27 protein-coding genes are annotated in these 25278 nt (G+C 35.4%); 7 read left to right on the top strand and 20 right to left on the bottom strand.

The annotated features are described in order from the left end of the window. Window positions 1–120 precede the first annotated feature (120 nt). Window positions 121–1383, top strand: a complete 1263-nt coding sequence (locus J5V48_RS00135; RefSeq protein ID WP_219935702.1) for a hypothetical protein — start codon at window positions 121–123, stop codon at window positions 1381–1383. Here J5V48_RS00135 and J5V48_RS00130 read toward each other — a convergent pair. Further along, window positions 1372–2262, bottom strand: coding sequence for a flagellin N-terminal helical domain-containing protein (locus tag J5V48_RS00130; RefSeq protein ID WP_219935700.1), 891 nt, complete (start codon window positions 2260–2262; stop codon window positions 1372–1374). The two genes, J5V48_RS00135 and J5V48_RS00130, sit on opposite strands and share 12 nt — an antisense overlap. A gap of 118 nt (window positions 2263–2380) precedes the next feature. After that, entirely contained in the window at window positions 2381–3169 is a 789-nt protein-coding gene (locus J5V48_RS00125; RefSeq protein ID WP_219935698.1) for a ParA family protein, read from the bottom strand. Window positions 3170–3293: 124 nt separating this feature from the next. Here J5V48_RS00125 and J5V48_RS00120 point away from each other — a divergent pair, with 124 nt between their 5' ends. After that, complete coding sequence (locus J5V48_RS00120; protein ID WP_219935696.1) at window positions 3294–4235, top strand: lactate/malate family dehydrogenase; 942 nt, start codon at window positions 3294–3296, stop codon at window positions 4233–4235. 56 nt (window positions 4236–4291) lie between these two features. Here the strand turns inward: J5V48_RS00120 and J5V48_RS00115 are convergent, their stop codons facing one another. The 7 genes from J5V48_RS00115 to J5V48_RS00085 all read right to left on the bottom strand — a co-directional run bounded on the left by J5V48_RS00115 (window position 4292) and on the right by J5V48_RS00085 (window position 10490). Continuing rightward, window positions 4292–5410, bottom strand: coding sequence for a polyamine ABC transporter substrate-binding protein (locus J5V48_RS00115; RefSeq protein ID WP_219935694.1), 1119 nt, complete (start codon window positions 5408–5410; stop codon window positions 4292–4294). Between the two features lie 167 nt (window positions 5411–5577). Continuing rightward, window positions 5578–6354 carry a 3-deoxy-manno-octulosonate cytidylyltransferase gene (gene kdsB, locus J5V48_RS00110; protein ID WP_219935692.1) on the bottom strand — a complete coding sequence of 259 codons (777 nt, stop codon included), beginning with the start codon at window positions 6352–6354 and terminating at the stop codon, window positions 5578–5580. Between the two features lie 3 nt (window positions 6355–6357). Then, window positions 6358–7374, bottom strand: a complete 1017-nt coding sequence (gene lpxK, locus J5V48_RS00105) for a tetraacyldisaccharide 4'-kinase (RefSeq protein WP_219935690.1) — start codon at window positions 7372–7374, stop codon at window positions 6358–6360. 2 nt (window positions 7375–7376) lie between these two features. Next, window positions 7377–8108 carry a hypothetical protein gene (locus J5V48_RS00100; RefSeq protein WP_219935689.1) on the bottom strand — a complete coding sequence of 244 codons (732 nt, stop codon included), beginning with the start codon at window positions 8106–8108 and terminating at the stop codon, window positions 7377–7379. A gap of 2 nt (window positions 8109–8110) precedes the next feature. Then, the gene (truB, locus tag J5V48_RS00095; RefSeq protein WP_219935688.1) at window positions 8111–9112 is read right to left on the bottom strand and encodes a tRNA pseudouridine(55) synthase TruB; all 1002 of its coding nucleotides are present in this window, start codon (window positions 9110–9112) and stop codon (window positions 8111–8113) included. Between the two features lie 3 nt (window positions 9113–9115). Next, window positions 9116–9556 carry a large-conductance mechanosensitive channel protein MscL gene (gene mscL, locus J5V48_RS00090; RefSeq protein WP_219935687.1) on the bottom strand — a complete coding sequence of 147 codons (441 nt, stop codon included), beginning with the start codon at window positions 9554–9556 and terminating at the stop codon, window positions 9116–9118. Window positions 9557–9584: 28 nt separating this feature from the next. Then, window positions 9585–10490 carry a 3'-5' exonuclease gene (locus J5V48_RS00085; RefSeq protein ID WP_219935685.1) on the bottom strand — a complete coding sequence of 302 codons (906 nt, stop codon included), beginning with the start codon at window positions 10488–10490 and terminating at the stop codon, window positions 9585–9587. Window positions 10491–10690: 200 nt separating this feature from the next. Here J5V48_RS00085 and cysK point away from each other — a divergent pair, with 200 nt between their 5' ends. Continuing rightward, window positions 10691–11623 (top strand): cysteine synthase A, encoded by a 933-nt coding sequence (cysK, locus tag J5V48_RS00080; protein ID WP_219935683.1) that lies wholly within the window; start codon window positions 10691–10693, stop codon window positions 11621–11623. Between the two features lie 12 nt (window positions 11624–11635). After that, window positions 11636–12904, top strand: coding sequence for a dicarboxylate/amino acid:cation symporter (locus tag J5V48_RS00075; protein WP_219935680.1), 1269 nt, complete (start codon window positions 11636–11638; stop codon window positions 12902–12904). A 170-nt stretch (window positions 12905–13074) separates the two neighbouring features. On the opposite strand, the gene dhaM is transcribed toward J5V48_RS00075, so the two are convergent. From dhaM to J5V48_RS00060, 3 genes are all read right to left on the bottom strand, one after another. Further along, entirely contained in the window at window positions 13075–13482 is a 408-nt protein-coding gene (gene dhaM / locus J5V48_RS00070; RefSeq protein ID WP_219935677.1) for a dihydroxyacetone kinase phosphoryl donor subunit DhaM, read from the bottom strand. A gap of 186 nt (window positions 13483–13668) precedes the next feature. Beyond that, window positions 13669–14103, bottom strand: a complete 435-nt coding sequence (locus J5V48_RS00065) for a LexA family protein (protein ID WP_219935675.1) — start codon at window positions 14101–14103, stop codon at window positions 13669–13671. 40 nt (window positions 14104–14143) lie between these two features. Further along, the gene (locus J5V48_RS00060) at window positions 14144–14365 is read right to left on the bottom strand and encodes a hypothetical protein (protein WP_219935673.1); all 222 of its coding nucleotides are present in this window, start codon (window positions 14363–14365) and stop codon (window positions 14144–14146) included. A gap of 130 nt (window positions 14366–14495) precedes the next feature. Between J5V48_RS00060 and J5V48_RS00055 the strand changes: the two genes are divergently transcribed. From J5V48_RS00055 to abc-f, 3 genes are read left to right on the top strand one after another with little or no spacing between them, the layout of a single operon-like run. Next, on the top strand, window positions 14496–14858 hold the full coding sequence (locus J5V48_RS00055; RefSeq protein ID WP_219935671.1) for a histidine triad nucleotide-binding protein: 363 nt from the start codon (window positions 14496–14498) through the stop codon (window positions 14856–14858). A gap of 5 nt (window positions 14859–14863) precedes the next feature. Next, window positions 14864–15820, top strand: coding sequence for a hypothetical protein (locus J5V48_RS00050; RefSeq protein ID WP_219935669.1), 957 nt, complete (start codon window positions 14864–14866; stop codon window positions 15818–15820). 49 nt (window positions 15821–15869) lie between these two features. Further along, window positions 15870–17786: a ribosomal protection-like ABC-F family protein gene (gene abc-f, locus J5V48_RS00045; RefSeq protein ID WP_219935667.1), complete on the top strand. Its 1917-nt coding sequence runs from the start codon at window positions 15870–15872 to the stop codon at window positions 17784–17786. 8 nt (window positions 17787–17794) lie between these two features. Here the strand turns inward: abc-f and J5V48_RS00040 are convergent, their stop codons facing one another. The 8 genes from J5V48_RS00040 to J5V48_RS00005 form a co-directional block, all read right to left on the bottom strand. Then, window positions 17795–18421 (bottom strand): YigZ family protein, encoded by a 627-nt coding sequence (locus J5V48_RS00040; protein ID WP_219935665.1) that lies wholly within the window; start codon window positions 18419–18421, stop codon window positions 17795–17797. 62 nt (window positions 18422–18483) lie between these two features. Continuing rightward, window positions 18484–18828, bottom strand: a complete 345-nt coding sequence (locus J5V48_RS00035) for a hypothetical protein (RefSeq protein ID WP_219935661.1) — start codon at window positions 18826–18828, stop codon at window positions 18484–18486. Window positions 18829–18907: 79 nt separating this feature from the next. Continuing rightward, a complete protein-coding gene (locus tag J5V48_RS00030; protein ID WP_219935659.1) occupies window positions 18908–19300 on the bottom strand; it encodes a DUF1036 domain-containing protein in 393 nt (130 codons plus the stop codon). A 127-nt stretch (window positions 19301–19427) separates the two neighbouring features. Further along, window positions 19428–20303 (bottom strand): succinate--CoA ligase subunit alpha, encoded by an 876-nt coding sequence (sucD, locus tag J5V48_RS00025; protein WP_219935657.1) that lies wholly within the window; start codon window positions 20301–20303, stop codon window positions 19428–19430. A gap of 9 nt (window positions 20304–20312) precedes the next feature. After that, window positions 20313–21473 (bottom strand): ADP-forming succinate--CoA ligase subunit beta, encoded by a 1161-nt coding sequence (sucC, locus tag J5V48_RS00020; RefSeq protein ID WP_219935655.1) that lies wholly within the window; start codon window positions 21471–21473, stop codon window positions 20313–20315. A gap of 319 nt (window positions 21474–21792) precedes the next feature. Further along, complete coding sequence (locus tag J5V48_RS00015) at window positions 21793–23724, bottom strand: SurA N-terminal domain-containing protein (RefSeq protein ID WP_219935653.1); 1932 nt, start codon at window positions 23722–23724, stop codon at window positions 21793–21795. A 176-nt stretch (window positions 23725–23900) separates the two neighbouring features. Continuing rightward, entirely contained in the window at window positions 23901–24176 is a 276-nt protein-coding gene (locus J5V48_RS00010; RefSeq protein WP_219935650.1) for an HU family DNA-binding protein, read from the bottom strand. A 433-nt stretch (window positions 24177–24609) separates the two neighbouring features. Continuing rightward, the gene (locus J5V48_RS00005) at window positions 24610–25125 is read right to left on the bottom strand and encodes an SGNH/GDSL hydrolase family protein (RefSeq protein WP_219935648.1); all 516 of its coding nucleotides are present in this window, start codon (window positions 25123–25125) and stop codon (window positions 24610–24612) included. Window positions 25126–25278: the final 153 nt, after the last annotated feature.

Below are 25278 nucleotides of genomic sequence, written 5' to 3'. Positions count from 1 at the left end.
AATTTTAAAATTTAGAAAACTACGATTTATAAGCCATTTGTGCTTGATAATGTGTTTTAGATAAGTATAATTGCACAAAATTTCAATATATGTGAGCCATATCACATTAAGGAATGTATTATGATTATTAAAAACTCATTATACGGCAACTATTTTTTCAATAACAGAAAAAATCTTGTCTGTAAAAAGCACGATTCTATTTGCAAAAATAATGAAACTGATAATAATCCAAAAATTGATCTGGATAAATTAGAAGTTGAAGTAAACTATGATTCCATAACAAAACGTTATGAAGAGTTTGTGATCAGCAATTCTTACGATGTTTTTAATCTATTTTCAAATCTTATCCCAGTACAGCTTAGCTATTATGTAAAAAAAGCTCGCGTAATTGATTCAGATATTTTTACTGTTCCTATCTGCCGTGAAGGTGATCATAACTTCTTTGAACCTGCCACTCTTAAACTTACACAGACTCCTCTTGATTATATTACTATGACACTGGATCTTGATAAAAAGGAAGTTCTAGACTCTCTTGAAGAATCGGTAAGAAACTATAATTCATTCTTCACAAGCCTTTTAAATCATGATAGCTCATCAATGCTTAAGGTCGTTGAAAAATATACTTATAATGCCAGCAAGATAAATCACAGAGAATTTTTTAAAATCTCTGATGAGAATAGAGCTAAGTATGAGTGCATGCTTATGACAATATCAGGAGCTTCTTTAAAGTGCATCAGAAAAGCTACAGGACTTCATCATTCAACTGTTGAAAAAATGTTTAAGGAATTTTCCGGACTTAATGATACACAGGTCAAGACATATAATGCTCAGTTTAAGAAAACCAGTAAAAGAGTTGTTATCAAAAAGTTGATGAGCCATGTCAGAAACAGCAAACAGATCATGCTTATGGTAGCTTTTTATAATATGTGTGCCCGCCTTATTTTAAAGAAAAACAATATCAATGATATTCTGTCAAACTATGCAATGCCACAAAAGATCTCAAACATTCTTGCAGTTGGAGCATACAGTACAGTTATTTTATTAAATGAATTTTTAAATCATTTTTTCAATATAGAAACTTCAGTTACAAGAACCATTGAAAAACAGGAGCCAACTTTTGATGAGTTCATGGCTGTATTAGATAAGATTAATACTAATGAAGCTGAAGTAATTCGATGTCCAAAGTGTAATACACCTTATATCTTTATGAAGAATATTATTACTGAAGGTGATCTGGTTTATGAATTCAGAGATCCTCAACCATGCCCTGCATGCGGTTATTCATCAGAGCTGGTTGAGGATAAGTTCGACAATTCATCAAAAGAGAGTCGATTATGTTTCAGAATCAGTACTCTAAAAAAGAGTTCTAAACTAACCACCTAAAAGACTTGCGACAATATTCGGTCTGGCATTTGCCTGCATAAGCATTTGAGATGTTGCATTCTGTCTTGTGTTGTAAGCTGCAAGATTGGATGTTTCAAGAGCATAATCAGCATCAATCATTCTTGAGCGGGCATCTGATTCTTGTTCAATAATATTCTCCTGATTTGAAATCGATGAAGAAATTCTATTCTGAACAGCACCTAACTCTGCTCTTTTTGTATCAATAAATTCTATATAAGTATCAATCGAAGCTAAAACTTTCTGAGCATTATCTGAGCTTGAAACATCAAATGATTTTGATGCTGCATCATAACCGTTTCCATCAGATACACCTCCTAATGCATTTACCATATCTTCCATAGTGAATGATGTTGATAAATCAATATCCAAGGTGGTATTTGCGTTTGCTCCGACTTGTACTGAGAGTTTACCGCTATCAGAAATGATTCCATTACCAGATCCTCTTAAGATCTGAGCACCGCCATAGGTTGTCTTACATGCAACTCTTGTAAGTTCAGAACACAGTTCACTAACCTCTTTTTGCATGGTTGCTCTGTCTTCATCACTTACAGTTCCGTTTGAACTTTGAATAGCAAGCTGTCTTATTCTCTGCAAAATAGAGAAATTCTCTGCAAGTGCACCTTCTGCAATCTGAGCTACAGCCTCACCTTCAGATGCATTTCTGTTTCCTCTGTCAAGACAGTTAATCTGAGCTGTAAAACGATTTGAAATCTGAAGATTTGAAGGATCGTCCTTTGCAGTATTAACTCTCTTTCCTGATGCTAATCTTTGAGTTGTAGTATCACCAAGCATTGTAGACTGACGCAGATTTCTTTGCGCAGTCATAGAGGTGATATTAGTTGCACAAGTGATTCCCATAATTTTTTCTCTCTTTAATTAGTTAGAATTATGGGAAAAGATAAGCAAATATTATGCCTAAGATTATTATAAGTATATTTCTACTTATAAATCAGTAACTTATTAAAATATCAAAAAATCAGTTTTCGGCAATTTTCTGCCATTTCAGAAGTCTTTTTATCACTTCAGCACAAAAAGACAGATATTCGCGAGAAACTTTTGACGATCTGTCATAGAGCAAGACAGGACAGGCTGCAGAGCTTGCCTCTGATACTTTTGGATTGTAACTAATTAGAGTTTTGAAAATAAGATCTGTAAATGAATGCTCAAGCTCTGCTGAGATTACATCACACATCTTATGAAGTGGTTCATACATGGTCCTTAAAAGACCAAGTAATACAGCTCTACTCATTCCACTGCTTTTTAAATTCTCATAGAATTTCATTAAAGATGCCATTGAATCAACAGATAAAACATCTAAAGATACTGTTGAGATAATAAAATCTGAGGCACATATAGCAGCTTTTGTAAGAAGATTTAATGATGCAGGTGTATCTACAATGATGATGTCGTAATTATCTTTTAAAGGTTTTAAAAGATTATCCAGACAAAGATGGGCATTTGGATCATCATTTAATGCAGGAGGAACAGCCACAAGCTCATCTGATGAAAGTATTACATCAAATCCGCCTTTTAAATATGGAACAATACAGTTTTCAATATTTACATTATCAAGAATTGCAGTTGCAAGATTACACTCAATATCAGTCTGCATAAAACCTAAAGCACAGCTTGCTGATCCTTGTGGATCAAAATCTACAAGCAATACTTTCTTGTTAACTGCTCTCATTGCACATGCAAGATTAATAGCTGTTGATGTTTTTGCAGTTCCACCTTTTGGATTGCATATTGTAATGATCTGTCCCATCATCTCCTCCTTAATAGATTTTATTTGTATAAAACATTATTGACAACAGATGATTTAAAAAATTGATAAATAAATCCTTTAAAAGTATTAAAATGTTCTTATTAATTGACTAAAGGACTTTAGAATGAAACCACATAAATTATCAATTGTAGGTGTAGGACATGTAGGCTCAGCTGTACTTGAAAAAGCTGTTGCTCTTGGCTTATTTTCAACAATTTCTCTTGTTGATATTAAAGAAAATGTTGCATTTGGTGAAGCTTTGGATATATCTCATTCAATGAGCTCGTCACTTAATGCAAATACTATTGTATATTCAGGCGGTTTTGAGGCTGTACAAGATGCAGATATTATCATTATTGCTGCAGGTCCTAGTATTAAACCAGGATGCTCTGACAGACTGACACTTGCAAAAGAAAATACAGCAATCATAGCTGATGTAATGACAAATATCGTAAAATACAATACAAGTGCTGTCATTATAATGATTAGCAATCCACTTGATGTAACAACATATTTAGCTGCAACAAAATTCAACTTGAAAAAAGGCCAGGTACTTGGAACAGGTACAACTCTTGAAACATTAAGATTCAAATATATCATTTCAAATCTTTTAAAAGTTGATCCTCATGATGTATATGGATATGTTCTAGGTGAGCATGGCAATTCATCTTTTCCTGCATTCTCAACTTTAAAGGTCGCTGGTCTTGACTTTAATGACATACAGGACTTTTTCAATATAAAAATTGACAAAACCATGATACAGGAAAATGTTATTAAAACAGCCTATGAAGTTAATAATGCAAAAGGATGGACAAATACTGGTATTGCTGCAGGTGCTATAAGAATTGCAAAAGCAATATTATTAGATGAAAAGGCAGTTTTACCTGTATCAATGCAACTTGAAGGAGAATATGACTTAAATGGTGTGTCTTTATCACTGCCATGTCTTATAGGAAAAAATGGTGTTGAAAAAAGATTTACACCAAAGCTTTTTGATAATGAAACTGCTCTTTTAAAGAATAGTGCTTTGTGTATAAGATCAGTTATTGAAAATGTTGGACTTTAATTTAACAGACTTTCAAGCTAAAAATTAGGCTCGCATTTGCGAGCCTAATTTTTATTTTACTCATTATTTGAGCTATCGTCATGACTGCCTGAATTTAACTTCATGGAGTTCCAAATACGGTTTGTAATCTTTGTTAACTTTGAAGTTGTAGGAGTCAGGAAATACATGGTCTTTATCTTTTCTTCTGAAAGATTTAATGAATCATTATCCTTTAAATCCTGATCAAGACCTGCAATAGCTGCATTTACAGGCATAATGTAACGGATCTCATTTGCAACTTTAGTTGCATTTACAGGATCCTGTAAGTAGTTAAACCACTGATGTGCTGCATCATAGTGATCGCAGTTAGCAGCGATAGTCCAGCAGTCAAACCAGAAAGCTGAACCTTCCTTTGGGATCACATAATCAACATTAACACCGTTTGCCTTACCTCTTTGTGTAGACTGTAAAACGTCACCTGAATAGCCAATAGCAACACAGATTTCACCAGATGCCAAATCATTGATGTAACGTGATGAGTGGAAATATGAAACATTAGATGCAAGCTTTGTTAATACATCTAAAGCCTGATCGTAATCTTTAGCCTTCTCTGATTTAGGATCTTTACCTAAAACGTGCATGATTGTTGAAATCACCTCAATTGGTGAATCAAGAACAGCAATTCCGCACTGCTTTAATTTCTTTGAATTTTCAGGATCTAAAAGGAAATCCCAAGATGTAATCTTATAATCCTTACCGAAAATCTCAGCAATTTTATCTTTGTTATAACCGATACCAACTGAAATTTCTGTATATGGATATGCATAATCATTGTTTGGATCAATCTTGGCTAAAGCTTCCATTCTGGCCTTGTCAAGGTGTTTCCAGTTTGGGATCTTTGTTTTGTCAATCTTCTGAAGAGCACCTGCCTTTGCAAGACGTGGCACATAATAGCTGGTCATCATAACAGCATCAAAGCCAGACTTACCTGATAAAAGACGAGCCTCTACAAGTTCATTTGAATCAAAAACGGCATAATTTGCCTTAAGCTTTGTAGCCTTTTCAAAATCTGAAACAGTATTTTCACCAATATAGTCTGACCAGTTCCAGATATTAATATCTGATTGTGCATTTGCAGCATATACTGGGCTTAAAGCTATTACAGAAGATAACAGAATTTTAGAAAAATTCTTCATAACGCATATCCTTAAAGGAAAGAATGAACACAACATGTTTTTTTTGTGATTATAAAGAGAAATTTCAGGATAACAAGAAAAAAATTGCTTTTAAATGGATTAATTTAGAAAGTTTTTTAAATTCAAAAGGTTAAGATATGGATATACCTTAACCTTTTAAGAGCAGACTAGCTGTTCTTTAGATCTAAAATTGCATTGATTCTGTCTAGATCTTCTTGAGTATCAACACCAGTTTCCGGTGGATTTGATGTTGGAGCAACTGCTATTGTATAGCCATGCTGCATAAGTCTTAACTGCTCAAGGCTTTCTGAAACTTCAAGTGAGCTTTGTGCCATTGCAGCATAGCTTAAAACTGTCTTTGCCCTGTATGCATAAATACCGATATGATGATAGTGCTTGTGCATAAGTTCACTAATATCAGTAATTTCCTTATTACGGAAATTGTCTCTTTCATAAGGAATAGGAGCTCTTGAAAAATATAGAGCCTTTGAATTTCTGTCAAAAACAACCTTAACGCAGTTTGGATCAAAAACATCCTTTACATTGTCAATTTCAAAACAGAGAGTTGCCATATCACATCCTGAACTTTCAAGAAGGCTTGCAACCTGCTCTATGTGCTCTGGATTTATCAAAGGCTCATCTCCCTGAACATTTACAATGACAGTTTCAGGATCTATATTCATTGTCTTAATCATTGATGCAATTCTGTCTGTTCCACAAGCACAATCCTTAGATGTCATGCACACGCAGGTTCCATCCATATTCTCTAGAACCTTTGCAACTCTTTGATCATCAACACAGGCTACAACTGACTTTGCATTGCTTTTTAGTGCCTGCATGCAGACTCTTTTAATCATCGGAATACCACCAACTAAAACAAGAGGTTTTCCTGGGAATCTGGTTGAGGCGTATCTTGCAGGAATTGCGACAATATAATCTTTCATAAGCTACTTCTTAAGTAAATCAAACAGTTTTCTGTCAAAACTTTCAAAAAATTCATCATCTATATGTCCGTTTACAGTTACTACATATAGATTTTTGCACTCTTTTAAGTGTGAGTATTTTACTGCATCTTTTGCTGTCATAAGTACAGGATATTTTTCACTTGCCAATAAAATATCTCTATCAGATGCAACAGCATGATCAGCAATATTTAAAGTATCTGCAATATTATAATTCATCTCCTTCAAGGTGTTGTAAAACCTTTGAGGATTGCCAATACCTGACATTGCAATCACGTCTGTAAACTTTGATATCTGCTCTGTATCAGAGACTTGATCCAAAAAATTCTTTAAGGATACAGGTTGATTAGCCTTTAAAATCATTGTGTGATAATCAGTATCATTCTTGCCGTTTACCACTACAAAATCAGCTTTTTTTACATGCCACATGCCTTCTCTGTTAGGACCTGCCGGCAGTAAAAGCCCGTTTCCAAGCATTCTTTTTGCATCAAGAACAACTATCTCAATATCTCGCTGCATTGCATAATGCTGAAGACCATCATCTGATAAAATTACATCAACGCCTTCATTTTCAAGAGCCCTAATAGCGCCCTCTCTTTTAGGATCTACAAAAATACAAGTATCAGCTGTTGATGACATTTTCATGAGCAAAGGCTCATCTCCACAGATCTTTGCATCTGTAGATAATTCAACCTTAATAGGATATGAAGTATTCTTTGAGTGATAGCCCCGGCTAAGTACACCTACCTTTAATCCTTGTTCACTCAAATGCTTAATAAGAGCAATGCAAAATGGAGTCTTGCCAGATCCTCCTACACTCACACCACCAATGATTACAAGAGGGACCTTACTCTTAAACTGCCTTTTAAATCCAAATCTAAAAAGCAATCTTCTGATTAAAGATAGAATATAAAAAAGGCATGAAAAAGGAAAAAGAAAAATTATTAAGAGAAAATTCCTTATATTTATCTTCTGATACCAGATTAGATTTATTAGATTCATAATTAAAAATGTTGAGAACAGATAGATCTGTAAAAGCGTTTTACAATATCAATTTTTGCAGATGTTGAGGACTTTATCTTCCAGCGTCTCTCAGTCTCATCAAGATACAGCTTGTAGGATATAACCGCTCTTGAGATCTCCTCATAGGCATATGAGTCAATGACAACTTCTTCTGAAATTGAATCAAGCTTGTTTGCAAGTTTTACATTCACTTCAATATCAATTGTTTTTAAACCGTCTTCCATATATGGATTGGTTGTTTTAACAAAGTCTCTTACTTCAAGATTTCCAATCATAGCCTTTAAGATACCAGGATACTTTGTTGGTGATAAGGTTCTATTAATATCGTCAATATAGGTTAATGAATAACCTTTGGAATCAACCATACCTACAAATTCTACCTTCTTCTTGAAGACACCTCTTGAAAGATTTAATAATTTGGATTTTTCAAGAACAAATGCATAATCAATAAGCCCCTGCAGATACATATTGTCATATACAGAAGACTTATTTGATGCTTTTTCATAATCAGGATCAAAAATAACAAAAGACTTAACCATAGTTCCACTATCAAGCAACTGACCGGGTATTGCAATATAAATCTGATTCTTTGCCAGATCTTGATTTATTGCTTTTTTTAAATTTTCTGTTGTCAGTTTTGAATTATCAATGCAGCCTGAAACAAAGACAAGACTTGCGATAGATAATATTGAAAGTAAACTACGATAAAACATAATCAGTTTTTGTATAACCCTTTGTTTGTATGAAGAGGATCAGACATCATTCTGTCAGAGATTAAAACTCCCTTTTGAATATGGCCGACTCCTAAAAACATTCCATTGGTTCTTATCTGCAAAGTAGTTGAAGTCTCTATTGTACAGTTTTCAAAAGAATAAGAATCATCAATTTTCTGCCTTTGCCCCATGCACAGAAGAACAGCCTTATCATATGGAACATTAATCCTCGGAAGATAATTCATAGCATCTTCTACTTTTATTAAAAGTCTGTCCATATCATCAAAATAGGCAATATCATCTCTTGAGTCTGCAAGATTCTGCAAAAATTCCAAAGTATGCATCTGACCTTTTGGCAGTCCATCAACCTCTATTCTTCGAAGCATTGATACATGAGCACCGCAGCCAAGAGCCTGGCCTATGTCACTTACAAGAGTACGAATATATGTACCCTTTGAGCAGTAAACACAAACAGTGAATTCATCAGCTTTCTTATCGAGAATATCAATACTGAAGATCTGAACCTGTCTAGATGGAACCTCCACTTCCTGACCTTTTCTTGCATACTTGTAAAGAGGTCTGCCATCAACTTTAATAGCAGAATAAATCGGTGGAACCTGAGTTATCTCACCTAAAAAGCTTTCAATGGTTGACTCTAGTTTATCAATACAGCCTTGATAGTCTTTTGTTTCTACAACCTCACCTTCAGCATCGCAGGTGGTTGTACTGATACCAAGTTTTCCTGTAGCAATATATTTTTTAGCACCTTCAAAAAAGTAAGAGGAAAACTTTGCTGCCTGTCCTAAACATATAGGAAGAAGCCCCGAAGCTAAAGGATCAAGTGTTCCTGTATGTCCACCTTTATTTGCTCTGAAAATACCTCTTACCTTGGTTAAGGCAAGTGCTGAACTGATACCTGATGGTTTATCGAGTAAAAATATACCATCTACATCTCTTAAAGGTGCACGGGCAGGTTTGGTATTGTTATTTGCTGATTTTTGCATGTGTTATTTCTTTAAAAGGTCTCTAATCTCTCTTAACAGCTGGATATCTTCAGGAGTTACAGGAGCTGGCGCTGCTGCATTTGCCTCATTTTCCTCTTTAATAACCTTTTTCTTAAGTGCTATAACAGCCTTAATTGCAATAAAGATTGAAAAAGCAATCAGAATAAAATCAAAAACATTCTGTAAAAAAGCACCATAGGACATTACTACAGCATCAGATGTATCAGTCTTTTCACACAAGGTTACAGACAGTTTTTTCAAATCCACATTACCTGCAACAAGTCCGATAAGAGGCATAATTATGTCTGAAACCAGTGAAGATACTATCTTGCCAAATGCAGTACCGATAACAACACCAATTGCCATGTCAAGTACATTGCCTTTTACAGCAAACTTCTGAAACTCTTTAAAAAAGGATGTTCCTTTTGATACCAGATTATTCATTTTTTTACCTTATGTTTATTTATCAGTTTTATTTTTTATATCTTGTTTTTGCAGTGAGTTCTGTAAGTTTTACAGTGAAATTGACATCACCTTGTTTATAGGTATTTTCAATTGTTTCTTGTAGTCTTACAGCTTCGGCCTTTGAGCCTACATATCTGTACCATGACTTATTGAAACTGTCAAAACGAAACTCAAGTTTCTTAAGTTCATTGTTGATACTAAAAGTATTGCCCTTAATATCAATCTTGATACTCTTGCTAAGTGCACTGTCAACAAGACAAGCAAAAGCATCTGGCTTTTGATAAAGGATCCAGAGTAAAGCCAAAGCATCTGTATATGCTCTGTGTGCATCATAAAAATAGCCAAGACATGAATTTAAATATTCAAGTTTCTGACCGTTAAAACCAAGTTTTGACCAGTTAATCTCTTTTAGTGAACAAGCCCAGCTTAAATTATTTAACATTCCAAAGCGTTTATCGAAAAACGGTCTGTCAAAACCAGCATTGTGAGCAACTATAAGTGGTCTTCCTGCAAGAAAATTTGCAACCATATCATCATCAAAACTGTGCCCTTGAACCATATCATCTGTAATATGGGTAATTTCAATTATCTCCTTTGGAATTGGCTCTTTAGGATCTTCAAATTCATCGTAGTACTTATCTACAGACAGAATTATCTTTCTATCAAGAGAAAAGGTTGCCTTAACCATTCCAAGCTCGATTAACTTGCACTTTTCAAAATCCATACCTGTAGTCTCTGTATCAAGAAAAACAACAGTATGAACTCTTTCACCTTCAACAGGCTCATTTAATTTAATAGGGAAATGAGTATCAACACCATTTACAGTTAAAGGAATTCTTTCTATAAGCCGGTAATTTTCAGGATGTGCTTTAATGTTGTCAAACATTGAAAGAGGAAAAATATTGTTATTCATTATTTTTATGATCCAGCAAATCTACACTAAGTTCATATGATAATACAAATTATCAGTAATAAAAAATAAAGAAAAGCTCTTACAGATAAAAACCATGATTTTGATCTTTTATTTTGTTGCAATATGAGCAGAATTCCGTATATAATCAAAATACACAGTATTTTGATAGGTTTAATATAATTATTTAAGGAAACTTGAAAATGGCGCTTTTCAAATCAGTTACAGACTTAATAGGAAATACTCCACTTGTAGAGCTTACAAATATTGAAAAGCTCTTAAATTTGAAGGCAAGAGTTCTTGCAAAGGTTGAAGGTCTCAATCCATCTGGCTCTATCAAGGATAAAGCTGCCTTTTATATGATTAAAGAAGCGATTAAGGCTGGTAAAATCAATGAAAAGACAAAAATTGTTGAGCCTACCTCTGGTAACACAGGAATCGGTCTTGCACTAGTTGGTGCAGCATACAACCTTGATGTTACCCTAGTTCTGCCAGAGACAATGTCAGTTGAAAGAAGAAACATTCTTAAGGCATATGGAGCAAAGCTTATTTTAACTGAAGGCTCAAAGGGCATGAAAGGTGCTATTGAAAAGGCTTCAGAACTTGCAAAAGAAGATGAGAATGTATTTATTCCTCAGCAGTTTGAAAATGAGGCAAACGTAAAGGCTCACTACGAACTTACAGGTCCTGAAGTTTTCAAAGACACAGAAGGTCAGGTCGATATCTTCGTATCAGCTGTAGGATCTGGCGGTACAGTTTCAGGTACTGGCAAATATCTAAAGGAAAAGAAGCCATCAGTTAAGATTGTTGCAGTTGAAGCTGCTGCATCTCCAGTTTTAGAAGGCGGCAAGCCAGGTCCTCATAAAATTCAGGGTATTTCAGCAGGATTCATTCCAAAGATTTATAATAGCTCTGTTGTTGATGAGATTATCGCTGTAAATGACGATGATGCATTCAATAACGGAAGACTTCTTGCTCAGAAAGAAGGTCTGTTTATCGGTATATCTTCAGGAGCAGCGCTAACTGCTGCAATTGATCTTGCAAAGAAGGATGAGAACGAGGGTAAAACCATTGTTGTTATACTTCCTGACAATGGTGACAGATATCTTTCAACAGCATTATATCATCAGGACTAATTAAGGATTTTTATGACAAATAACAACCGCATTGTTGAGGCTGCCGATACTGCACTATCAAAAGTAGACAGAAAAAAGAGAGTTAGAACAGCAGCTTTTTATATTGGTGCTTTAATTGCAGGTGCCGTTTTAGGTTATATTGGCAACGCTACAGTAAACAGCATAACAGACGTTATTGCAACTGTATATACAAGACTTTTTAGCTTCATTGCTGTACCTGTAATTGCAGTTTCACTAATGGCCACCCTATCCAAGCTTACACGTGGCGGTAATGGTGGAACCATTTTTGCACATACTGTTTTCTATACTCTGCTTACTACAATCACAGCAGCAGCTGTAGGTGCACTTATTTATATTTTTGTAAGCCCAGCAAATGTTGCTGATGTAACCTCTGATGCGGCAGCTTCAGTTGAAAAATATGAATCTTTGTCATATCTTGATCATATTGTTTCAATTGTTCCAAACAATCTGTTCCAGCCATTTGTATCTGGCAATGTACTTTCAGTACTGCTAGTTGCAGCAGCTTTCGGTCTTGCAATTGCATCATTAAAGGAAAGTGAAGGCAAGAATGCTTTAATTAGCTTTATTTCAGGTTTCCAGGAGCTGTTATTCAAGCTTATTCACTGGCTGATTGCTATATTACCATTAGGTATCCTGGCTTTTACATCTCAGCTTGTTTCACAGCTTGAAGCAGGTGTAATTCTTGGTGGTATTGCACAGTATTTTGGTGTGGTAATTTCATCAAATCTGCTTCAGATGTTCATTATCCTCCCTGCAATTTTATTACTAAGAGGATTAAATCCATTCAAGATTGCAAGAGGTATGCTACCAGCTTTGGCAGTTGCACTTTTCTCAAAGTCATCAGCAGGTACTCTTCCTGTTACAATTGCATCAGCTGAGGATAATCTTAATGTAGACAAGAGAGTTTCAAGATTTGTTTTACCTATTTGCACCACAATCAACATGAACGGCTGTGCTGCTTTCATTCTGATTACATCATTATTCTTAATGCAAAATGCTGGTATTGAGCTTGGAGCATCAAGTTTCATCTTATGGATTGTTATAGCTACATTTGCAGCTGTTGGCAATGCTGGTGTTCCTATGGGCTGTTACTTCCTGACAATTTCACTTGTAAGCTCAATGGGGGTAAACGTTGCGCTAATGGGTATTATTCTTCCTGTTTATGCAGTAATTGACATGATTGAAACATGCTTAAATGTATGGTCAGATTCATGTGTTGCAAATATTGTAAACAAGGAAGTAAAAGACAAACTAAACTAACGGTAAGTCTAAATGTATATGAGGATCCTACATTTTTAGGATCCTTTTTTTATGCAAAAAATATAAATACAAGCAAAGGTAAAAAAAATAACACATAAAAAAAACTCTGCAAATACATGCAGAGCTTTTTATTATTACAGGTGCACACTCTGTACACCATGGAACAGTGATTATTTCTTGTGTAACTGACGTGATGCTTCAGCTGCTGATACTACAAGATCAATTGTTGACTGTGAGTCTGATGCAACTTCAACTGCTGCACCAACAGCACCTTCAAGTAATGGAGCATCAGCAATCTTAACTCTTGACTTCTGAGTATCATCAAGCATTGCAATAGCAGCCTGAGAGCTGATAACGCCAGATCCTAAGTCACATAGAACAACTACGCCATCGCCATCATCAACTTTCTTGATTGCTTCTAAAATCTTTTTAGGATCTGTTCCTAATTTACCTTCGGCATTACCGCCTGCAGGAATTACCGGCAGCTTGTTCTCGCTTGAAGAAGCAATCTGCTCTACCATATCACAAATACCTTCTGCAACTTTAGTACTATGTGATACTACTACAATTCCGATCATGTCTAACTCCTTAAAAAGTCTAAATCTTTTACTACTTAGGATTTCTCTTAGTATTTTATATGATTTGTTTTAATAAAAATTGATCACTATTCACAATACGAATAGCCTTTTGTTTAACGCACATCACAATTATACGTGCTATTGAATAAAAAATAAATATACAACAGCTTAAAGAATGTAAGTTTATTAGTGATATTTGCGCACAACCGAGATGACAGGGCCAATAATTGTCACAAGAGAGTTTTCAGTGATTTGAACTGGTGCATATTCACTGTTACGTGGCACAAGTTTTGGGGGATTTGAAAGTACCAGCTCCTTTATGGTGTACTCTCCATCGACAAGTGCAACGACTACATCACCATTAGAGGGCTCGATGGATGAATCAACAAGTACATAGTCTCCTGGCATGATACCAGCATCTATCATGGATTCTCCACTTACCTTATAAATGTAGGTTGAATGAGGGGATGATATTAAAAACTCGTTTACATCGAGTTTTCCATCAATATAACCGCCATTGGGCGCAGGAAAACCTGCCTGTATACTTTCTGTTGCAACAGGCAGTTCAACTTTTATACTGTCACTTGAGGCCTTTGCAAAAGGCGATACTTCATTACTCATAATAAGGATTATAGTCCATTACTCTTTTTATTTAAAGCAATCAGACAGTAGAATCTATATTAGATCCCAGGTGCTCCAAGTCCTTAAGTTCACCATCATCATCAGAAAATCTGTTCTGCTCTTTAGTAAACTTCTGCTCTTTAGACTCGGCTCTCTTTGCATTATCCTTTTCTGAAGTCTTTGCTACCCTGCGTCTGTATACAAGATTTTCAGCTCCAAGAGAAGGTCTAGCAATGACCGAATATAATAATTCCTGGCTCATAGTGATCCTCCTTTTAAGACCTCTTATCTAATTATCGGAAAAACATAAGAAATCTTAAGAATCAAAGACAGCTATAAGCTTGTTTATGGTATAATCGGTGAATTAACAGAACAATCAATAGGGGTTTACTATGAGCGAAGAAACAATTTTTACAAAGATCATTAACGGCACAATTCCATCAAAGACAATTTACCATGACGATCTTGTTACAGCTTTCCTTGATATTGCACCAAAAGCTGAGCACCACATTCTTATTGTTACTAACAAGCCAATTCCATCAGTAAGCCATGTTGAAAAAGAGGATGAGCCAATGCTAGGTCGTCTTTTCACTGTAGCAAGAAAGATTGCTGAGGATCTGGGCGTAGCAGAAAGTGGATACAGACTAATTGTAAACTGTGGCAAAAATGGCTGTCAGGAAGTACCTCACATTCATATGCATCTGCTTGCAGGTGGCTATCTAGGTGGTTTCGGTTTCCCAGGCGATAAGATCTAAATAAAATGAAATTAAAAAAATTATCACTAATTCTTATATTTGCAGCATCTGCATCTTTATGTGCAGGTTGTGCATCATTTTTCGACACAAATACAGCAACTGGTGGTAAAAAAGTATCTTTTCAGGAAGATATGAAAGCTAAAAAAGCAAAACAAAAACCAAAGGCAAAAGCTGTACATAAAACCAAGCAAATAGAAGATACAGAATCTTCAAAACTTGGTAATGACATTGAAAAAACTCTATCAACTGAGCTTAAGGCAGGTGTAGTTAAGCCTTACGTTCCAGATGAGAGATCTAATAACCAGTCTTTACTTCCACATGTAAGTTCTCTTGAGGGGCGAGAGGCTTCAAATGAACTTAACAAAGTTTCAATGAAAGATGTTCTTGAAGGTAAAGTTGATCTAAATAAACTTTATGAACAAGAACACAGCCAGGATGATAAGAGCACACAGGTACAGGATCAAAAGTTGACTCCATTTGTTGATGGTGGCAGTAATGAGGAAGATATTGCATCTGCTGTTAATCAGTCAGTTGAAGGTCTTTCACAAGAATCTTCAAAGACATGTCATCTTGTAGATTCATCAGTAGCTCAGAACAAGGCTTATACTATTGCAACTGCACAGGCAAAAAGGATCTCACCTGATCTTGGTACAATCTATGTGGCACCAACAATTGTTCCTGAAGAACTGCATGAGTGTATTACTGATCTGTCAAAACCAATCTCAACTGCTCTTAATGAGAATTCACACAAGGCAATTTCATCTGGCAAGCTAAGGATTTCTCAAAATCAGGGATCATCTACTCTTATTCCATCTCTTGTAAGAGCATGCCGTCAGAATAATGTTCCTCTGTTAAATGTTTCTATTATCAGAAAAACCGGCAGCAAGTATATGCTGAATATCAGAAACATTCGCGTTCATGACGGTATTACAATCGTTCAGACCTCTCAGGCATTAAACTAATTATTTAATCAAGACAGCCTAAATGGCTGTCTTTTTGTAGGTATACATTGTGATTCAATTATCTTCAGTCACCATTATGCGTGGAGTAAATACACTCCTGGATGAAGCATCATGCAGTATTTTTCCTGGTCAGAAAGTAGGTATCATAGGCCGAAATGGCTGTGGTAAATCTACTCTGTTTGCAACTATAAAAGGAGAAGTACAGATTGAAAAAGGCAATTTACAAATCCCAAAGGGATTTAAAATTGCATCTGTTGCTCAGCAGACACCAGCACTTGAAATAAGTGCACTTGATTACGTTAAAGAAGGCGATTTAGATCTTGTAGAGCTTTTAAAACAGAAAGAAAGAGCCTATCAGGAAAACAATGGTGAGAAAATTGCCTTAATTGAAGATAAACTTGGTATAGCAGGTTACTGGACTTTAGATTCAAGAGCAAAGATATTGCTGCACGGTCTTGGCTTTTCAGACAGCGAGATGAGCAACAAGGTAAAGGAGTTCTCTGGTGGATGGAGAATGCGACTTAATCTTGCTAAAGCTCTTATATATAAGTCTGATGTTCTGCTTTTAGATGAGCCTACAAACCACCTTGATCTTGATACAATTATCTTCCTTGAGAATTATCTTAAGAATTATGAAGGAACAATTCTTTGCGTATCTCACGACAGAGATTTCCTTGATACATTCTGCTCTCATATGCTTCATTTTGAATCATTAAAGCTTGTAATGTATACAGGTAACTATTCAGATTATGAAAGATTAAGAGCACAGAGAATTGCAAATGAGAAAGCTTCACGTAAAAAGGAAGAAGCAGCTTTAGCTCATATGCAGGCTTTTGTTGATAAATTCAGATATAAAGCATCAAAGGCTAAACAGGCACAAAGCATGTTAAAGGCCATTGAAAAGGTTAAGCTAACAGCAATTACAGCTGAAGAATCACCATATCATATCCGCTTTTTTGAACCTGAAAGAACAGTAGATATTCTTGCAGATTTAAAAGATCTTGACTGTGGCTATGATAATGAAAGTGTACTTAAAAATATAAATCTTATGATAACCAAAGGAGACAGAATCGGTCTTTTAGGTAAGAATGGTCAGGGTAAATCTACTCTTATTAAAACACTATGCTCTGTAATTCCTCCTGTTAAAGGCTGTGTAACACTTGGTAAGGATATAAAAATCGGTTACTTTGCACAGCATGAGCTAGATGAACTTGATGAGAATCTAAGTGCACTTGATAATCTTAAAAAGCTTGATCCAAAGGCCCTTGAAAAGGATTTAAGATCATTTCTCGGTGGCTACTCTTTCTCAGGAGATAAGGCAAAGGCTATTGTAAGCACAATGTCAGGTGGCGAACAGGCAAGACTTGCTCTTGCAATGGTTGCATATCAAAAGCCAAACCTGCTGCTGCTAGATGAGCCAACCAACCACCTTGATCTTGATATGCGTGAAGCTTTAACTTTAGCTCTTACATCATATCCTGGCGCTTTAATTCTAGTATCTCATGACAGACATCTTTTAGAGGCAATTGCAGATAAGCTTTGGCTTATTGATGAGGGCAGGGTTAGTGTTTTTGATGGCGATCTTAACGACTATCAGAATTATCTTAACGAAAAGAACAGAGAATATAAAGAAAAATTAAGTGAGCAAAAAGCTATTTTGCAAAGCTCATCTGCTAAAGAGCAAAGCTACAAAACCAAAGAGCAGAAAAAACTAGAAGCTCAAAAGCGTCAGGCATTAAGACCTCTTAAGCTTGAAATTGAAAAAATTGAAAAGCAAATTGAGAAAACAAAGCTTGAGATAAAGGAAATTGACGATCTGCTTTTAGATGGAAGTTTATATCAGACTGATTCTAAAAAAGCTCAACAAATGTCAATTGACAGAGCTGCTTTGGCAAATTGTGTTGAAGAGCTTGAGCTTTTATGGCTTGAAAAGCAAGAAGAGCTTGAAACAGCAATGAATAGCTAGTTACAAACTCAGTTTTCTTTTGTTATAAAAGCTTCACCTCTGCTGATAGTTGTAATCTCAGATTGCAGATTATCAAAACTGTCAGCAGGGATATCAACTGTATAAGATACTTTATCTGTATATTCCTGATTTATAATCTCACACTGGTATTTTTTGAATAGTCTAAGCACAAGATTTACAATTGAGTGATCAACTCTGATAGTTGCTCTGTTCATTATTACCATATCAGTAACATCAAGAGATTCTAATGCCAGTTTGATACTGTCTGAATATGCTTTTACAAGACCACCTGTACCTAGTAGAATTCCACCAAAATATCTGGTTACAACACAAGTTATCTCACCTACATCAGAGTGCAGGAGAATATTAAGCATTGGCTGACCTGCAGTTCCATGAGGCTCACCGTCATCAGAACAGCCGGCATAACCTGAATTGCCAGGTTTATCTGCAACATATGCAAAACAGTTATGCCTTGCATCTGAAAATTCTTCTGTTACTTTTGAAATAAAAGCCTTAGCCTCATCTACACCATGTGTTCTTGCAACAGTAGTAATAAATCTGCTTTTTTTGACAATAAGTTCAACTCGATGCACTGCACCGTTTTTAAGATTTGGGATCTTGTAAGTATCTGACATAAAAAAATTCATACACAAATTAACTTTGTGTATGATACCAAGAAATCATTTACTTTTAAAATCTAAAGGAATCTGCAAATGCCGCCTTTAGCAAGTTTTGTGGCATTTATCAGAGGATCTGAAAATGAATTAAGAATGCACAAATCCTTTTTATATGAGCTTTTTTCAAGAACACTCATATCCTCGGCACTAGGAGCTCTTTTATTTAATACTGAGAATTTATCTGAATAGGACTGCTCTACTTTATCTATAACTTCGTAGGAACAATCAGATAATGTGATTTCCTCTTGTGTGCCATTTGAAAGCTCAGATAGAAAATCTAAACCAGCATAGGATTGTTTGCTTCTACTGTCTGTATTTATGTCAGATATATAGCTAGAAGCAATACTGCCAACAAATGTACTCATACCTTTTACTCCATTATAGGTGGCAATAATTGCCACCACTTGTTATATAAAAGATAAAAGCACAAAATATGCCAAAAGATTAATTCTGGATCTGATACTTATCAGACTGAAGTCTCTCGAAAACAACCTCTTCGTATCCTGGATCCTTTTCGCGAGGATTCTCATCGGTAAACTTATAGTTTGTTTTTACCCAGCCCTTCTTGGTTTCGCTCTTTGCAGAAGTAGGAACAGGCTTGCAGTCGTTATAGATATAAACATTATGAATATCGTTGATTCCCTTTAAAATGATAGGAGCTTCTTCACCTGAAGCAAAAACATACCATCCTTGAGTAATCCATTTGGTTTTGTCAGTACGAGCATTAATTGCAAGAGAACAATCATCAGATGAATCGTTTCTTACATCAATCATAACATCAGCAGCTGCAGAAAAAGTCATAAGACCTAACAGTGAGCCAAGAATTAAAGATTTCATACTATCTCCTTTGTTACAAAATCATTGTAACAGACAATAGAATGAAAAAAACGATATTTTGTATCTATTTGATATGTATCATAAAAAATAAGATAACAATGCGGCATTGCACCGCACTGCTTTTTTATTAGTTCCAGCCTGTAGCTTCTTTTAATCCATCAGCAATATCAGCTGCTGTTGATACTACAGTAACACCGGCATCCATAAGTGCTTTTTGTTTTGCTTCAGCTGTTGCATTTGCACCTGAAATAATTGCACCTGCATGTCCCATACGCTGACCTTTTGGAGCTGATGCACCTGCAATGTATGAAACAACTGGTTTTGTCATATGCTCCTTGATGAATTTAGCCGCATCCTGCTCTGCACTGCCACCGATTTCACCAACTAAAACAACAGCCTCAGTTTCTGGATCGTTTTCAAAAAGCTTTAAGATATCAACGAAGTTGGATCCCTGAATAGGATCACCACCGATACCAACACAGGTTGACTGACCAAATCCTGCTTCAGTTGTCTCTTTAACAGCCTCATATGTCAGCGTTCCTGAGCGCGATACGATACCAACCTTGCCTTTTGAGAAGATTGATGCTGGCATAATACCAATTTTGCACTCATCAGGAGTGAGAATACCAGGACAGTTTGGTCCAATAAGAACAGTATTTGAATTTTCAAGTCTTGCCTTAACCTTGAGCATATCAAGAACAGGTATACCTTCTGTAATACATACAACAAGCTCTAAACCTGCATCAATAGCCTCAAGAATTGAATCTGCTGCAAATGGAGGTGGAACCATTACCATTGATACAGTAGCACCGGTAGCTGCAACAGCTTCAGTTACTGTATTGTATACAGGGACACCTAAATGGGTCATGCCACCTTTACCAGGAGTTACACCAGCAACAAGTTTGGTTCCATACTCTAGCATTTGAGTACAATGTGCAGTACCCTGTGAACCTGTAATACCCTGACAAATAACCTTTGTTTCTCTATTAACTAGAATACTCATAACTGATCCTTACTTTGCTGCATTAACGGCTAACTGAGCTGCCTGTCTTAAATCTCTTGCTGATACAATATTCAATCCGCACTCATTTAAAATCTTTTCACCTAAATGAGCCTGATTACCTTCAAGTCTTACAACAACAGGAACTGATATCTTAATCTGCTCAACTGCGCCCTTAATACCTTCAGCAATCATGTCACAACGGACAATACCACCAAAAATATTGACCATAATGCATTTAACATTCGGATCTTCAAGAATAACTTTGAAAGCCTCCATTACTCTTTCTTTTGTTGCGGTGCCACCTACATCAAGGAAGTTTGCAGGTGCACCTCCCAGATTCTTTAAAATGTCCATGGTGCCCATTGCAAGACCTGCTCCGTTTACCATACAGCCAATGTTTCCATCTAATGGAACATAACTGAAACCAGCTGCAACTGCTCTTGCAATTCTAGGATCTTCTTGTGAAGGATCATCAAGCTCTGCCAATTCCTTGTGTCTATATGCAGCATATGGATCAGTATTAATCTTTGCATCTGCACATACAAGCTCACCGCTTTTAGTGATTACAAGAGGATTTATTTCAACTAGTGATAAATCCTTTTCAACAAACATCTTGCAGATACCTAAGAAGATCTTTGTAAAAGCATTCACCTGGCTGCCTGTAAGACCTAACTTATAAGCAAGTTCACGGCCCTGATATGGCTGTGGGCCTACAAGAGGATCAATATAGGACTTTAGGATCTTTTCAGGACTAGTTAAAGCTAACTCTTCAATTGACATACCACCAGATGCTGATGCAATAACTGTAAGTCTAGCACTTGCTCGATCAATGGTAGCTGAAAGATAAAGCTCCTTGTTAATATCGATTGCTCTTTCAATAAGAATTCTGTTTACAGGCTTTCCGTGTGGACCTGACTGCTTGGTTACAAGACGGTTACCAAGCCATTTTGCAGCAAATGCTTCTGCCATAGCAGGAGTTTCAACTAATGCCACTCCACCTGCTTTTCCACGTGCGCCAGAATGAACCTGACACTTTACAACAAAAGGTCCTGGAGCAAGCTCATAAGCAGCTTTACCAATACCTGTAGCCTTAGTGCTAACATAGAATTCTGATACTGGTAAACCATACTCTTTAAATATCTCTTTTGCCTGATACTCATGAATGTTCATATACTTTTCCTTAGAATTTTTTTTATTATTAAAATACAAAGGAAATATCTGGTAAAGATGACTGATTTTCTTTATTATTAGAAATACTTCTTGATTGACTTTATATAAATAACTTTAACTATTTGATTATAAATTAAATTTATCAAAGCTAAATTATTATTTAATCTCATAATTATGCACCAAAATATAGCATTATTTTTTACATAAACTGTTTATAATGTAGTCTTTTGGTGCACTATTTTTGAGTTTTCACTATTTTGAGACATAAAAAAAGTCTGATTTTTTTACAAAATCAGACTTTTTGTACATTTATTACAGGTTAGTTATCCAGATTTGAACTAGATTCCTTGATTACAGAGTTAATAGCACTTTCGTTATATTCAACCTCTGTTAGCTCACGAGCTGCCTTTGTAACAACAGACTGGAGTTTCTGTAGTTTAAACTGAGCTAGCTGTGAACGAATGAAAAGAACATATTTTTTCATTTCCTCTTCATTCTCTGTCATTGTTTTCTTTAGGATAGCTAATGACTTTTTACCATAATTATCTGCAATAATGCCAGAGTTTACAGAATCTTCTATTGCAAATACTGATAATGTAAATACATCAGAGAACTGCTTGTTCTGGCCACGTGCAACAGTTAAATCTGAGCTCTTTAATACAAGTGGATCAAGTTCATTTAAAGTTCCAGCCTTAGCCTGCTCTTTTACCTTCTCTAAAAGCTCCTGAGCCTTCTGATTTACAACATTATCAAGAGCAAGATTATGAGCCTTTGATTTAACTTCATCAAATGGTAAAAGCTTCTCTTCATTGTATTCATTTACATTGATTACAATGCATGAATCCTGAGTGATGTTTATTACATTTGTGTTTGTATGAGAAGTTCTGTTCTCTTCATTGAAAGCAAGACTCTGAACTTCTTCAACGCCTAAAGGCCATGCAACATTGGTCTGACCAAATACAACGTTTCCAGAATTTAAAACCTTAAGATTCAGTTTTTCTGCTGCAATATCAAGTGAATCAGGATTCTCATAGGTAATGTCTGTCAGATCCTGTGATAACTTGTTGTACTTTTCTAATGCCTTTGATGAAACATACTTCTCAGTAACATCAGCTTTGATGTCCTTTAGTGCAGGAACATAAGCATCTGTAATCTTATCTAGACGAATGATGTGTGCACCATAGTTATCAACAATTACCTCAGAGTAATCACCAACATTCTTCAAATTGAATAATGCAACATCAAGCTCTTTTGATAATGAACCTTTCTCAAGTGTACCTAATGAACCTTTTGTCTTTTCAAATGATTTGTCAGATGAATACTTCTTGCCAACTGACTCAAATGATGCACCACTCTTTAACTGAGCTAAAGCCTCTTTTGCTTTGTCAGCAAAGTTTTCTTCAGATGATCTGATAATAATCTGAGATGCAGCTCTCTTTGATGGAACTGTAAAATCACTCTGATTTAAATTGTAGTAATTCTCAAGCTCTTCATCAGTAACAGCAACATCTTTCTTTAATGCATCAACACTTAAAACAATGTAGTTGAAGTTAACTGATGCTGGCTTCATGAACTTGCCATGATTTGCATCATAGTAAGACTTAATCTCATCATCAGTAAGCTTTACAGACTTTTCAAGAGCCTTGGTATCTACTGTATAGATATCAACAACTCTCTTTTGTGAAAATAGTTTTGATAAAAGCTCAATCTCATATGGATATGCTACAGAGCCTGAAGCAAAAACAGGATTAAAAAGAAGATCTGTTGCAAGATCGTTTCTTACTGAATTTGCAAAACTGTCAGGGCTTGAGCCCATATTTCTTGTAGCTGCGTTGAATAGCTCCTGAGAGAACTTACCATTCTTCTGGAAGGCCTTTTCCTTAACAATTGCTTCTTTAACCTGCTTGTCAGAAATTCTGATACCCTGTTCATAGGTAACAGTATTAACAGCAACATTGTCAATTAATCGCTCAAGTACAGACAGACGTAAAGCTGAAACCGCATCCTTATTGCTTAGTACTTTGTTGAACTGAGGGCCATACTGTCTTTGCATTGCCCTTACCTGATCATCGTACTGAGCTTTCCATACATTTGCTGAAATCTTTGTTTCACCAATTTGTGCAGGATCATTATCATTGCGAACGATCATATAGCTGCCGATACCAGCAAATACAAAGCTAAACATAATAATGACAAACAGTAATTTAAATACTTTGCCATGCGCGCCTTCACGCAGTTTGTCTGATAACATTTATCATTACTCCAGAGTCTAAACCTGTTTATAAAAACTTAAACATTATACGAATTTTTTATCAAAATTTAAATTCAAAAATGCTCTATTTGCCTTGATTTATAGAGTTTTTTTTATTAAAAAAAAGTAAAAAAGCCAGGCTAAAACCTGGCTCTTTTTGCATTTTTAAGTAAGTATTACTTGTTTACGCCATCTTTGAAAGTCTTACCTGGCTTGAATGCAGGAACCTTAACTGCAGGGATCTTAACGATTTCGCCTGTACGTGGGTTACGACCGTTACGTGCAGCACGCTCACGTACTAAGAAAGTACCAAAACCGATTAATGTAACAGTATCACCAGAAGCTAAAGCGTCCTTGATTGAATCTACTACTGCATTAACAGCTGCTGTTGAATCCTTGATTGTTAAACCAGACTTCTTAGCAACGCTATCTACTAACTGACTTTTATTCACAACTTACTCCTAATATGAATGTTAATCGTTGACTTTGAGTTTCAAAGCTAAGCCACATAAGGCTTGTATGTATTATGCACATCTTTTATTTTAAATACGAAAACTATTTTCTAAAATCTGATCAAGCTCTAAAAAAAAAGAGTTTTTTTATAACACAAACGCCTTATTCCATCGGATCAAAGACGATTTTAAAGGTATTTTCTTATGTCAAGCTTTGATTTATTATTTTAGTAAAGAATCATAATATTCAGATTTTATGATCAAACTCAAAATTTTGAATTATGTTAAGACTTCAAATTATTGTTTGATTTCAATAAATGATGGATTAAGACAGATATAAATCAAATGGTGAGATTTTATATGAGAAGAATTAATCTATGAATCTATAATTCTTCTCATAATGATGATAAAGAAGTTAATTTTGTAAATTTCTTTATATTGAACTAATAATTCTCATTGCAATTTCTTTCATTCCAAGATCACCTGGATGTGCTGCAACGCCATTGTGAGTAATTTGATGAGCTTTTCCTTCATCATCAATTACAGTGCAATTCATACATGATTGATATGTTTTATTTTCTTTAATATCTGACAAATCAATGAATATAACGCCACATTGCTTTGCAGCTTCTATTTTTCCTTCATCACGCTTAGGAAACGACCAAAAATCTCCTACTATAACAATTTTAGCTTTTTCATTTTTTGTTTTAATATAATTGATTAAATCAATCCAGTCATTTTTCCAAGTTGATAAATCATTAGCATTTTCGCCAAGCTGAATAGTAATAAGATCAATTCTTGGATCTAAATAATTATCAAGTAATGACAGAAATTCGCCTCTGTCCTTTGAACTTACTTCCCAAATCGAAAAATTGTATGCATGAACTTTTGCTTTTAAGTGATTTGCTACAATGTGGACATAATCTTTTTCATCTTTTGAAGCGGCCATTCCTCTTTCGGCCCACCAATAAGAATTTATAGCATGGAGTGTGATTGAATTTCCTATTGCAAAATAATTAAATTCTTACGGTGACCAAATGAAACGGACTTTGATCACAGTTTAACCAAGGTTGTAATTCACTTACAATCTGCTTTTTAAAAA

Origin of the sequence: Succinivibrio faecicola, from assembly GCF_019448115.1 — a bacterium.
Lineage (GTDB): Bacteria > Pseudomonadota > Gammaproteobacteria > Enterobacterales > Succinivibrionaceae > Succinivibrio > Succinivibrio faecicola.
This window is presented reverse-complemented; position numbering and strand designations above follow the sequence as displayed.

What these genes read in the sequence shown, in the direction of transcription:
- J5V48_RS00135 (WP_219935702.1), top strand. Translation starts at nt 121, where the DNA reads ATGATTATTAAAAACTCATTATACGGCAACTATTTTTTCAATAACAGA.
- J5V48_RS00130 (WP_219935700.1), bottom strand. Translation starts at nt 2,262, where the DNA reads ATGGGAATCACTTGTGCAACTAATATCACCTCTATGACTGCGCAAAGA.
- J5V48_RS00125 (WP_219935698.1), bottom strand. Translation starts at nt 3,169, where the DNA reads ATGGGACAGATCATTACAATATGCAATCCAAAAGGTGGAACTGCAAAA.
- J5V48_RS00120 (WP_219935696.1), top strand. Translation starts at nt 3,294, where the DNA reads ATGAAACCACATAAATTATCAATTGTAGGTGTAGGACATGTAGGCTCA.
- J5V48_RS00115 (WP_219935694.1), bottom strand. Translation starts at nt 5,410, where the DNA reads ATGAAGAATTTTTCTAAAATTCTGTTATCTTCTGTAATAGCTTTAAGC.
- kdsB (WP_219935692.1), bottom strand. Translation starts at nt 6,354, where the DNA reads ATGAAAGATTATATTGTCGCAATTCCTGCAAGATACGCCTCAACCAGA.
- lpxK (WP_219935690.1), bottom strand. Translation starts at nt 7,374, where the DNA reads ATGAATCTAATAAATCTAATCTGGTATCAGAAGATAAATATAAGGAAT.
- J5V48_RS00100 (WP_219935689.1), bottom strand. Translation starts at nt 8,108, where the DNA reads ATGTTTTATCGTAGTTTACTTTCAATATTATCTATCGCAAGTCTTGTC.
- truB (WP_219935688.1), bottom strand. Translation starts at nt 9,112, where the DNA reads ATGCAAAAATCAGCAAATAACAATACCAAACCTGCCCGTGCACCTTTA.
- mscL (WP_219935687.1), bottom strand. Translation starts at nt 9,556, where the DNA reads ATGAATAATCTGGTATCAAAAGGAACATCCTTTTTTAAAGAGTTTCAG.
- J5V48_RS00085 (WP_219935685.1), bottom strand. Translation starts at nt 10,490, where the DNA reads ATGAATAACAATATTTTTCCTCTTTCAATGTTTGACAACATTAAAGCA.
- cysK (WP_219935683.1), top strand. Translation starts at nt 10,691, where the DNA reads ATGGCGCTTTTCAAATCAGTTACAGACTTAATAGGAAATACTCCACTT.
- J5V48_RS00075 (WP_219935680.1), top strand. Translation starts at nt 11,636, where the DNA reads ATGACAAATAACAACCGCATTGTTGAGGCTGCCGATACTGCACTATCA.
- dhaM (WP_219935677.1), bottom strand. Translation starts at nt 13,482, where the DNA reads ATGATCGGAATTGTAGTAGTATCACATAGTACTAAAGTTGCAGAAGGT.
- J5V48_RS00065 (WP_219935675.1), bottom strand. Translation starts at nt 14,103, where the DNA reads ATGAGTAATGAAGTATCGCCTTTTGCAAAGGCCTCAAGTGACAGTATA.
- J5V48_RS00060 (WP_219935673.1), bottom strand. Translation starts at nt 14,365, where the DNA reads ATGAGCCAGGAATTATTATATTCGGTCATTGCTAGACCTTCTCTTGGA.
- J5V48_RS00055 (WP_219935671.1), top strand. Translation starts at nt 14,496, where the DNA reads ATGAGCGAAGAAACAATTTTTACAAAGATCATTAACGGCACAATTCCA.
- J5V48_RS00050 (WP_219935669.1), top strand. Translation starts at nt 14,864, where the DNA reads ATGAAATTAAAAAAATTATCACTAATTCTTATATTTGCAGCATCTGCA.
- J5V48_RS00040 (WP_219935665.1), bottom strand. Translation starts at nt 18,421, where the DNA reads ATGTCAGATACTTACAAGATCCCAAATCTTAAAAACGGTGCAGTGCAT.
- J5V48_RS00035 (WP_219935661.1), bottom strand. Translation starts at nt 18,828, where the DNA reads ATGAGTACATTTGTTGGCAGTATTGCTTCTAGCTATATATCTGACATA.
- J5V48_RS00030 (WP_219935659.1), bottom strand. Translation starts at nt 19,300, where the DNA reads ATGAAATCTTTAATTCTTGGCTCACTGTTAGGTCTTATGACTTTTTCT.
- sucD (WP_219935657.1), bottom strand. Translation starts at nt 20,303, where the DNA reads ATGAGTATTCTAGTTAATAGAGAAACAAAGGTTATTTGTCAGGGTATT.
- sucC (WP_219935655.1), bottom strand. Translation starts at nt 21,473, where the DNA reads ATGAACATTCATGAGTATCAGGCAAAAGAGATATTTAAAGAGTATGGT.
- J5V48_RS00015 (WP_219935653.1), bottom strand. Translation starts at nt 23,724, where the DNA reads ATGTTATCAGACAAACTGCGTGAAGGCGCGCATGGCAAAGTATTTAAA.
- J5V48_RS00005 (WP_219935648.1), bottom strand. Translation starts at nt 25,125, where the DNA reads ATGGCCGCTTCAAAAGATGAAAAAGATTATGTCCACATTGTAGCAAAT.